The organism is Mycobacterium sp. (genome assembly GCF_035314665.1).
In the GTDB taxonomy this organism is placed as follows: domain Bacteria; phylum Actinomycetota; class Actinomycetes; order Mycobacteriales; family Mycobacteriaceae; genus Mycobacterium.
Map to the genome: position 1 here is coordinate 19,092 of NZ_DATFZD010000301.1, position 9,783 is coordinate 28,874.

At 67.4% G+C, this 9,783-nt stretch carries 7 protein-coding genes; all 7 read right to left on the reverse strand.

Annotation, left to right across the window (positions count from 1 at the left end):
• A complete protein-coding gene (locus VKI00_RS21075; protein WP_324440851.1) occupies positions 1-396 on the reverse strand; it encodes a DUF4233 domain-containing protein in 396 nt (131 codons plus the stop codon).
• Entirely contained in the window at positions 393-1,847 is a 1,455-nt protein-coding gene (folC, locus tag VKI00_RS21080; protein WP_324440853.1) for a bifunctional tetrahydrofolate synthase/dihydrofolate synthase, read from the reverse strand. Before folC ends, VKI00_RS21075 begins: the two co-directional genes overlap by 4 nt.
• On the reverse strand, positions 1,844-4,507 hold the full coding sequence (locus VKI00_RS21085) for a valine--tRNA ligase (protein ID WP_324440856.1): 2,664 nt from the start codon (positions 4,505-4,507) through the stop codon (positions 1,844-1,846). The genes folC and VKI00_RS21085 overlap by 4 nt, the downstream gene beginning before the upstream one ends.
• 55 nt (positions 4,508-4,562) lie before the next feature.
• Positions 4,563-5,132: a DUF937 domain-containing protein gene (locus VKI00_RS21090; RefSeq protein ID WP_324440858.1), complete on the reverse strand. Its 570-nt coding sequence runs from the start codon at positions 5,130-5,132 to the stop codon at positions 4,563-4,565.
• A 100-nt stretch (positions 5,133-5,232) separates the two neighbouring features.
• The gene (locus VKI00_RS21095; RefSeq protein WP_324440860.1) at positions 5,233-6,492 is read right to left on the reverse strand and encodes a trans-acting enoyl reductase family protein; all 1,260 of its coding nucleotides are present in this window, start codon (positions 6,490-6,492) and stop codon (positions 5,233-5,235) included.
• Positions 6,489-8,492 (reverse strand): S9 family peptidase, encoded by a 2,004-nt coding sequence (locus VKI00_RS21100; RefSeq protein WP_324440861.1) that lies wholly within the window; start codon positions 8,490-8,492, stop codon positions 6,489-6,491. The genes VKI00_RS21095 and VKI00_RS21100 overlap by 4 nt, the downstream gene beginning before the upstream one ends.
• 130 nt (positions 8,493-8,622) lie before the next feature.
• The gene (locus VKI00_RS21105; RefSeq protein WP_324440863.1) at positions 8,623-9,306 is read right to left on the reverse strand and encodes a transglycosylase family protein; all 684 of its coding nucleotides are present in this window, start codon (positions 9,304-9,306) and stop codon (positions 8,623-8,625) included.
• Positions 9,307-9,783: the final 477 nt, after the last annotated feature.

The window sequence follows — 9,783 nt, forward strand, 5'->3', positions numbered from 1 at the left end:
TCAGTCCGGCGGGCCGTCCTGGCCTGGGAGGAGCCCGCGTCGCTGCCTGCGGAGAACCTCGGACCGGTAATAACCGATCAGGGCCCAGACCGCGGCGAACAGGATCCCGATGAACCCCACCCCCGGGTAGACCACGAAGCCGGCGATGGGTACCAGCTGCACGGCAAGATCCGCCCAAATGGCCCATGACCGCCCCTGCAGCCCGGCGAGCACGACCAGGACCGCCGCCAACCCCAGCAGGAAGCCCAGTGCGCGCGGCGTCAGCCCGCCCCCGACCGCGCTGACCACCGGCAACGCCAGCAGCACCACGATCGCCTCCAGGATCAGCGTCCCGGCCGTCACGCCGCGAAAGCTTTTCCACGGATCCGGCGTCGGGCCATCAGTCGGGCGCGTCATGCCGGGTCCCGACCGAACAACGTCCGTGCAGCGCCGGCGGTGATCACGGATCCGGTGATCACAATGCCGGTCCCGGAGAGCGCGTCGCCGTCGACGTCCGCCTCTGCGGCGGCGTCGTCAACCAGCGCGGTCGCGGTTTCGATTGCGGCAGGCAGATTTTCGGCGGTGAGCACCCGGTCGGGTCCGAACCACTGCTGCGCGGCCAGCGCCAGCGACTCGACATCGAGGGCGCGCGGTGATCCGTTGTGGGTCACCACGATCCGATCAAAGACCGGTTCTAGCGCGGCGAGGATGCCGCCGACGTCCTTGTCGGCCAGCACACCGACCACCCCGACCAGGAATCGGAAATTGAACTCCTCGGCCAGCGTCTGCGCCAGCGCCGCGGCACCCGCCGGGTTGTGCGCAGCGTCGATGAATACCGTTGGGGCGCTCCGCATGCGCTCCAACCGGCCGGGGCTGGTGGCCGCGGCGAATCCGGCCCGAACGGCCCTGACATCGAGCTGACGCTGCGCGCCGGCACCGAAAAACGCCTCGACCGCGGCGAGCGCCACCACCGCGTTGTGGGCCTGATGCTCCCCATGCAGCGGCAGATACACGTCCGAGTACACGCCACCGAGGCCCTGCAGCTGCAGCACCTGGCCGCCGACGGCGACCTGACGGCCCAGCACTGCGAACTCCGAGTCTTCGCGGGCGACCGCCGCGTCGGCGCGCACGGTCTGCGCCAGCAGCACCTCCATCGCCTCGGGTACCTGCCGACCGATCACCGCCACGGTGTCGGGCGCACCCTCGTCGGCCTTGTGGATGATGCCGGCTTTCTCGCCGGCGATCCCGGCGATGTCGTCGCCGAGGTATTCGACGTGGTCGATGCTGATCGGGGTGATGACGGCAACCGGAGCGTCGACGACATTGGTGGCGTCCCAGCGGCCGCCCAGACCCACCTCGACGACCGCGACCTCGATCGGCGCATCGGCGAACGCCGCAAACGCCAGCGCGGTGAGGACCTCGAACTTGCTCAGTCGCGGGCCAGCCTCCCCGAAAACACCGTCCTGCGACTGCGCATCGATCATCTGCACATACGGCTCGATCTCCCGGTAGGTGTTCACGTACTGCGCCGGGCTGATCGGGTGTCCGTCGATCGCGATCCGCTCGACCGCCGACTGCAGGTGCGGGCTGGTGATCCGTCCGGTGCGCCGCTGCAACCCGGTCAGCAGCGCGTCGACCATCCGCGCCACCGAGGTCTTGCCGTTGGTGCCGGCGATATGAATCGACGGGTAGCCGCGTTGCGGTGAGCCGAGCAGGTCCATCAGCGCCGTGATGCGGGTCAGGCTCGGCTCGATCTTGGTTTCCGGCCAGCGCTGGTCGAGCAAATGCTCGACCTGAAGTAGGGCCGCGATCTCGTCTGGGGTCGGAACCACGCCGGTGAAATCGGGGTCTGGCGGCTCCAAAGTCACTGCAGCCCAGCCAACCTGGCCGTTATCCGGTCGGTTTCCTCGCGGGCGACTCGTTGACGCTCTCGTTGCTTGTCGACGACGGCGGCCGGCGCCTTGGCCATGAAATCGGCATTGCCCAATTTGGCTGTGGTGGAAGCCAATTCCTTTTGGGCGGCGGCCAGGTCCTTTTCCAGGCGGCGACGTTCGGCCTCCACATCGATCGTGCTCGAGGTGTCGAGTTCGACAGTGACGATGCCTCCGGCCAGGCCGACCTCAACAGAGGCCGACGGGCTGAATTCCGGGCCCGGCTCGGTCAGCCATGCCAGCGAGCGTACGGAGCCGACCTGGGTGCTCAGGTCTGCGGTGTCGATGCCCGACAACCGGGCGGGCACTTTCTGCCGGTCGGCCAAACCCTGGTCGCTGCGGAAGCGGCGGACCTCGGTCACCAGCTTCTGCATGTCCGTGATCCGTTGCGCGGCAGCCGCATCCAGGTTGATACCGGATGACGTGGGCCAGTCGGCGATCACCAGCGACTCCCGGCCGGTCAACGCCTGCCACAGCGCCTCGGTGATGAACGGGATCACCGGATGCAGCAGTCGCAGCAGGGTGTCCAGCACGGCGGCCAGCACCGCGGTGGTGTGCGTGAGACCATCGGCGAGCTGTGTCTTGGCCAGTTCGACGTACCAGTCGCAGAATTCATCCCAGGTGAAGTGGTAGAGAGCCTCGCAGGCCCGGCTGAATTCATATCCGTCGAAGGTCGAATCAACTTCGGCGCGAACTTCTTCCAACCGCCCCAAGATCCAGCGGTCAGCGTCGGTCAGCTCAGCGAGATCAGGCAACGGCGCCAGGCTGGCACCGTTGAGCAACGCAAACCGGGTGGCGTTGAACAGCTTGGTGCCGAAATTGCGCGACGCCCGCACGTGATCCTCGCCGACCGCGAGATCGCCGCCGGGACTGGCGCCGCGGGCCAGCGTGAACCGCAACGCGTCGGCGCCGTAAATGTCCAGCCAGTCCAGCGGATCGACGACGTTGCCCTTGGACTTGCTCATCTTTCGGCCGGCCTCGTCACGGATCAGACCGTGCAGGAAGACATCGGTGAACGGCACCTGCGGGCCCCGCTTGCCGTCCTGGGTGATGGCGTCGTCTGCGCCGACGAAGGTGCCGAACATCATCATCCTGGCCACCCAGAAGAACAAAATGTCGTAACCGGTCACCAGAACGCTTGTCGGATAGAACTTTTCCAGTTCCGGGGTCTTCGAGGGCCAGCCCAGAGTGGAGAACGGCCACAACGCCGACGAGAACCAGGTGTCCAGGACGTCGGGATCCTGCTCCCAGCCGTCCGGCGGTGTCTCGTCCGGGCCCACGCACACCTGCTCGCCGTCGGGGCCGTACCAGATCGGGATGCGATGGCCCCACCACAGCTGTCGCGAGATGCACCAATCGTGCATATCGTCGACCCAGGCGAACCAGCGCGGCTCGAGGCTGGCGGGGTGAATCATGGTGTCGCCGTTGCGCACCGCGTCGCCGGCAGCCTTGGCCAACGATTCCACCCGCACCCACCACTGCAGCGACAGCCGCGGTTCAATCGGCTCACCGCTGCGCTCGGAGTGCCCGACGCTGTGCAGGTAGGGTCGTTTCTCCTCGACGATCCTGCCCTGCGCCGCAAGCGCTTCGCGCACTGCGACGCGGGCGTCGAAGCGGTCCAACCCGTCGAATTCTGTTCCGGTGTCTGCGATCCGGCCCTTGGTGTCCATGATCGACGGCATCGGCAGCTGATGCCGCAGCCCGATCTCGAAGTCATTCGGGTCGTGGGCGGGCGTGACTTTGACTGCGCCGGTGCCGAACTCGGGGTCGACGTGATCGTCGGCGACGACGATGAGCTGCCGGTCCAGGAACGGGTGCGCCAGCGTGGTGCCGACCAGCTTCCGGTAGCGGTCGTCGTCGGGATGAACCGCGATCGCGGTGTCGCCCAGCATCGTCTCCAGCCGGGTGGTGGCGACCACGATGTGCGGCTCGGCGTCGTCGAGCGAGCCGTACCGGAACGACACCAGTTCGCCTTCGACGTCTTCGTAGCGGACCTCGAGATCCGAGATCGCCGTCTCCAACACCGGCGACCAGTTCACCAGCCGCTCGGCTTGATAGATCAGACCGGCGTCGTAGAGCCGCTTGAAGATCGTCCGGACCGCTCGAGACAGACCCTCGTCCATGGTGAACCGGTCGCGGCTCCAGTCCACCCCGTCGCCCAGTCGCCGCATCTGACCACCGATGGCGCCGCCGGACTCACGCTTCCAATCCCACACCTTGTCGACGAACAGTTCGCGGCCGAAGTCCTCCTTGGTCTTCCCGTCGACGGCGAGCTGCTGTTCAACGACGCTCTGCGTCGCGATGCCCGCGTGGTCCATGCCCGACTGCCACAGCACCTCATAGCCCTGCATGCGCTTGCGACGGGTCAGCGCGTCCATCATGGTGTGCTCGAGCGCGTGACCCATGTGCAGGCTGCCGGTCACATTCGGCGGCGGCAGCACGATCGAGTACCCGGGTTTTGCGCTGGTCGGGTCCGCGGCGAAGTAGCCCGCGTCGAGCCATCGTTGGTAGATCGCGCTTTCGGCCGCGCTTGGATCCCACGCCTTGGGCAGGGCTTCAGCCCGCTCGTTGGCGGTGGATTCTGGGCTAGCGGTCACCCGTCAATTCTAGAAAGCGCCACGGAGCGCGCCGAACACCGCCCGCATGCGGGGGTTACTTCTTGTTGCCGCCCAGCAATCCGCCGAGAATGTCGCCGGCCTTGGAACCCAGCACATTGCCCAACACGGTGCCCAGCGACTTGTTGCCGCCCATCCCGCCGAGGATGCTGCCCAACACGTCGTTGAGCGCCCCTCCGCCGGCTCCCCCGCCGGCGGGAGCTGCGCTCTTTCCGGTGAGTTGCTTTCCGACATAGGCCAGCACGATCGGCGCCAAGATCGGCAGCAGCTGCTTGAGCAGGTCGCTGTTGCCCCCGCCGCCACCGGCCAGCGCGCTGGCAACCTGGGCGGCGTCGTTGCCGCCGAAGATCCTCGCGATCGCCTGCTGGCCTTCCTGCTCGTCGACGTGGTCAACGTTGACGCCGCCGTCGAGCAGGCCGGCGTGGCTGTCCGCCGCGGACTCGATTTTGCTGGCGTGCTCGGGGTCCTGCGCATTTTCCTGCATTCCGCCTACCAGCACCGGAACCAACAGCTGAACTGCTTTGTTGACTTCGCCTTCATCGACGCCGATTTTGCTTGCGATGTCACTCGTTGGGATCTGAGCGAGAAGATCATCAAGGCCAGACATGAACCCGTCCACCTAACGTCACTGGGATGGTGTGCTAACTCGATCTTGACACTAGTCGGAGCGGGAGCCGTCCGACAGCGGTTCGTCGGAGCAGATTCAATTAGCGGGGCGCCAGCTTGGCCGTTTGCAGCGACACTCCTGCGGCCGCGAGCCGTGCCAGCAACGCGTCACCCATCGCGGCCGCGGGTGTCAGCACGCCACGCAACTCCGAGAGCTCATCGCGATCCGAAGCCAGCGCCAGGCCGCTTTCCCCCAACAGCACGGAGGTGGCCTGGTATCCGGGGTCGCCCTGCTGGGCGATGGTAGCCACGTACCGGACGCCGGAGGTCGTGGTGGTGTAGGTCTCGATCTTGTAATAGCCGCGCTCGCGGGTCGCAGCGCTGGGCCCGGTGCCGGGCTTGGGCAGCACTCGCTCCACGAGTCGGCGCGGCAGCAGCCGGAAATAGCGGCTGCCCAACGCCGATACGGCGTTGCCGACCCCGTTGACGACGACCGACGCCACCGGCGCCGCTGCCGACGACCCCAGACTCATGTGCTCGCTGTAGCGGAACCGCTTGCCGTACGCCCACTCCTGTAAAGCGTTGCTGCGTCGGACAATTCGGGTGTTGGTGGGCGCCATTGCGAATCCAGCCGTCCACAGACCGGTGAGCTCCGGGGCGATCTGGCGGCCACGGCGCCACGGCAGGTCGGGTTGGGCGCCGAGTTCGGGTTCGGCGCCGCGGTCGGGGCTCAGCGTGTAGGGGTCGGCGAACTGACGACGCGCGTCGGGATCACTGGAGACGGCGCGCATCACTTCCACCGCCGACGCGATGGTGCCGCCGGAGAATCCGCCGGACACAGATCGAACCACAAAGTCGGTTTTGCCGAGCTCGCCCGCGCCGTCTTCGCGTGCCCTCCGGTAGAGCGCGTAGACGGTGAGATCCGAAGGGATCGAGTCGAATCCACACGCGTGCACGATGCGTGCGCCGGTGTCGAGCGCCTGCTTGTGGTAGAGGTCGATACTGTCGCGAACGAACGGCGGCTCGCCGGTCAGGTCGGCGTAATCGGTGCCCGCCGCGGCGCACGCGCCGACCAGCGGCAGGCCGTAACGGGTGTAAGGCCCGACGGTGGTGATAACCACCCTCGTCTGCGCGGCCATCGCGTCCAGCGTCGACGGCGAGGACGCGTCGGCCACCAAAACCGGCCACGACTGCGCCGATTCCCCCAGCGTTTCGCGGATCGCGAGAAGGCGTTCGGTCGACCGGCCGGCCAGCGCGATCCGCGCGCCTCCGCCGGCGCGGGCCAGGTATTCGGCGGTGAGCTTGCCCACGAAGCCGGTTGCCCCGTACAAGACGATGTCGTATTCGCGCGTCTCGGTCACAGGCGCGACGGTACTCCGAGCGTCTCTGGCAACTCGGTGCTCTCCCCCAGCACATGCTCGGCTAGAAAGGCGATCACCACCTGGTACCAGATCTTTGTGTGCTGCGGCGCAGCCACCCAGTGGTTCTCCGACGGGAAGTACAGGAACCGGTGCGGGCTGCTGCCGTCCTCGCCGGCCGGCAGCGCCGACTTGGCCAGCAGCTCGTACCACAGCCGCAGGCCCTCGCCGATCGGCACGCGATAGTCCTTGTCGCCGTGGATGACCAGCATCGGCGTGCCGATCCGCTCGACGAACTGGTGCGGTGAGTTGGCAACGGTCACCTCCGGTGTCATCTCACGCCGCCAGTAGTAGGCGTGATCGGTTGTCGGGCTGAATTGGTCCAGCGCCCACAGGCTGGCGTGGGTCACGATCGCGGCAAACCGGTTCGTGTGGCCGGCCATCCAGTTGGCCATGTAGCCGCCGAACGAACCGCCCATCGCGGCAACCCGGGTCGCATCGATCCGCGGGTGAGCACACGCCGCGTCGGTGGCGGCCATCAAATCGTCGAACGGCGATCCGCCCCACGCTCCCCAACCACGCTGGATGAAGTCCTGCCCGTAGCCCGTCGACAGCGCCGGATCCGGCAGCAGCACCGCGTAGCCCCGCGCGGCGAGCAGCCATGGGTTCCATCGCCACAACCAGCTGTTCCAACTGCCCAGCGGCCCACCGTGGATCCACAACACCAGTGGGGCCGGCGCCTGGTCTTCGGGCAGCACTAACCAGGACCGCACCGTCGTCCCATCGGCGGCAGCCGCGGTGACATCGGTCAAAGTTCCCGGCAGCGTTGGCAAATCGACGCAGGGCAGCACGGTGATAGTGCCATCCGGATCGATCCGCACCGGGTGCGGCGGCGCCGCATACGAGCTGCGGAGCGCATATAGCACGCCGCCCGGCGCCGCGACGACGTCCGTGTAGGCGAAGTCGTCGTCGGTGAGCTGTGTAACCGTCGACGTCGACAGCTCGACGCGGAACACCGGGGCCCGGCCGGCCTGATCGGCCGTGATGATCAGCGAGGTGCCATCGCTCGACCAGGTTATCGACGTCGGCCGGCGATCCCATGTTTGAGCCACCTCTCGCGGTTGATCGCCAAATCGCAGGTATTGCAGCGTCATTCGCGGAGCATGGTCTGGAGTGGTGATGGTTTCCCGGGTGAACGCGACCGCCGACCCGTCTGGCGAGATCGCGGGTTGTTGAAGGTCGGCGTCCGGATCGTCAGCGATAACGCGGCGTTCAGCGGGCGCCAGGTCGACCCGCACCAGCACCGAACGCTCGGTGGCGTCGGGCCCCGGGACCCGCCAGGTCGTCACCAGGAATCGGCCGTCGGCACTGACATCGAATACGGCGTCATCGAATCCGGCTTCACGCAGCGCTCCGCCGGGCTGTGGAGTCAGATCACGTAGATCCGCCGCGTCGAACAGATGAGGTTCATCCGGGCCAATGTCCTTGTCCCAGAAGCGCACCGGATACCCGGAGTGCAGAATCGCGCTGACGTTGTTGGTCTCGCGTAAATCGCGCAGCCGCCGGTCGTCGTCGACGTCGCGCGCCGACGGCAACAGCGGGGCACCGATTACGGTGGCGTCCGCGCCGCGCGCGGTACGCACCACGGTCACGCCACCGGGCATGCTCAGCACTTCGACGGCCTCGCCGCCTTCTGCGGGCAGCCGCCACAGCGAGGCGGGCGGTTTGTCGGCATCGCCGGTCGATCGGGACGAGACGAACAGCAAGTCGCCGCCGACGGTGAACGCCGGCGAGGAGTCCCCGTTCGAGCCACGAGTGAGTCGGCGTGCGGGCCTGTCGCCGGTCGGATCGACTTCCCAGACGGCGCTGACGTACTCGGTGCGTTTGGCGTTGAGTTCGGCCACCGTCGTCACCACCCGCGACCCGTCCGCCGACACTGCCAGGCCCGAGACACGGGGCAGTGCTAGATAGTCGTCGAGGTTGTCGAATGGCGTTGCGGTCACGTGTCGTTGGTAACACAGCGCGGCGCTTGGCGCGGTGTGCGCTAGCTAACGTGTCGTTTGACCTCTAGCTGAGACGCCTGACGGCGGTGGCGGGCTACAGCCCGGCCACCGCCGTCAGTTTGATCTTTGGTCAGCCGCGCCGGCCGCAGACCGGCCAGGCGCCGATGCCCTGGGTGTGCAGGACGTTCTCGGCCACCCGGATCTGCTCCTCACGGCTCGCGCCGTTCGCGGATCCCGAGCCACCGTTGGCACGCCAGGTGCTCGAGGTGAACTGCAGGCCGCCCGAGTAGCCGTTCCCGGTGCTGATTCCCCAGTTACCACCCGACTCGCACGCGGCGATCGCGTCCCAGTTGACGCTGTACGCCTTAACGGCCGGCTTGGCCGGCGGCGGCGCGGGCGCGTCATCGGCCGGGGGGGCCGGAGGCGGCGGCGCATCCGGTGCGGGCGCAGCGTCCGGAGCCGGGGGTGCCGGTGCATCCGGGGCCGGGGGCGGCGGCGCGTCAGGGGCCGGCGGAAGGTCGGCCGGCGCCGGGGGCGCGGGAGCGGCCTCCGGAGCGGGCCCAGCGTCGGGAGCGGGCGGAGCGTCCGGAGCGGGCGCATCAGGGGCCGGCGGGGCGTCCGGAGTGGGCGCAGGGGCCGGCGCAGCGTCCGGAGCCGGCACGAAGTCGGCAGCCTCGAAGGGCGCGCCGACCGTGTTCGGGTCCCACCGCAGGTCATCCGCCGCGAATGCGGTGGCGTTGGACAGCGTAAGCGGGGCCGTAGCGAGCACTCCGGTGATCGCAGCCATGGTGAGCGTCTGGCGGACGTTCTTCAACAGTGTTCCTTTCGCGGGTGCGCGCGCCGAAATAAGCCCAGCAATGTGGGCGGGTGCCTGTGTCCAGGCGGGGTTGATGCTTCGAGTCGTGCCGTCTCGTTCGGGCACGACAGCAGAGGCGTGAGCCGCCGACCGGGCTCCTTGCCCGACGACGACACGGAGGCGTCGTCGCCGTCCGCAGCCTCCGCTCACACGCGGTCCGTGGATTCGATTTTGCTTTGCCTTTATCGGGCCGAAATGGACCGTACGAGACGGGGTTGCATTCGTCATCTCACGACGCGGGCTATTTCGAACAAGTAACGGGTCAATCACGGCCAGGTCAGCTAATTGTCTTCCCTGGTCACACGGGTATTTTTCGCTCGCGTCAATCACTTGGCGGTCAGATGTGATTGTGAGCCAAATCACGCACTTTTTGTGAACTGCGACACGTATTTGCTGCTCTGTTGCCAGCGCCGCGCGACCATCGGCGTGTCCTGC

Bases quoted from the DNA above. Each gene is read 5' to 3' on its own strand.
- VKI00_RS21075 (WP_324440851.1), bottom strand. From the start codon at position 396: ATGACGCGCCCGACTGATGGCCCGACGCCGGATCCGTGGAAAAGCTTT.
- VKI00_RS21090 (WP_324440858.1), bottom strand. From the start codon at position 5,132: ATGTCTGGCCTTGATGATCTTCTCGCTCAGATCCCAACGAGTGACATC.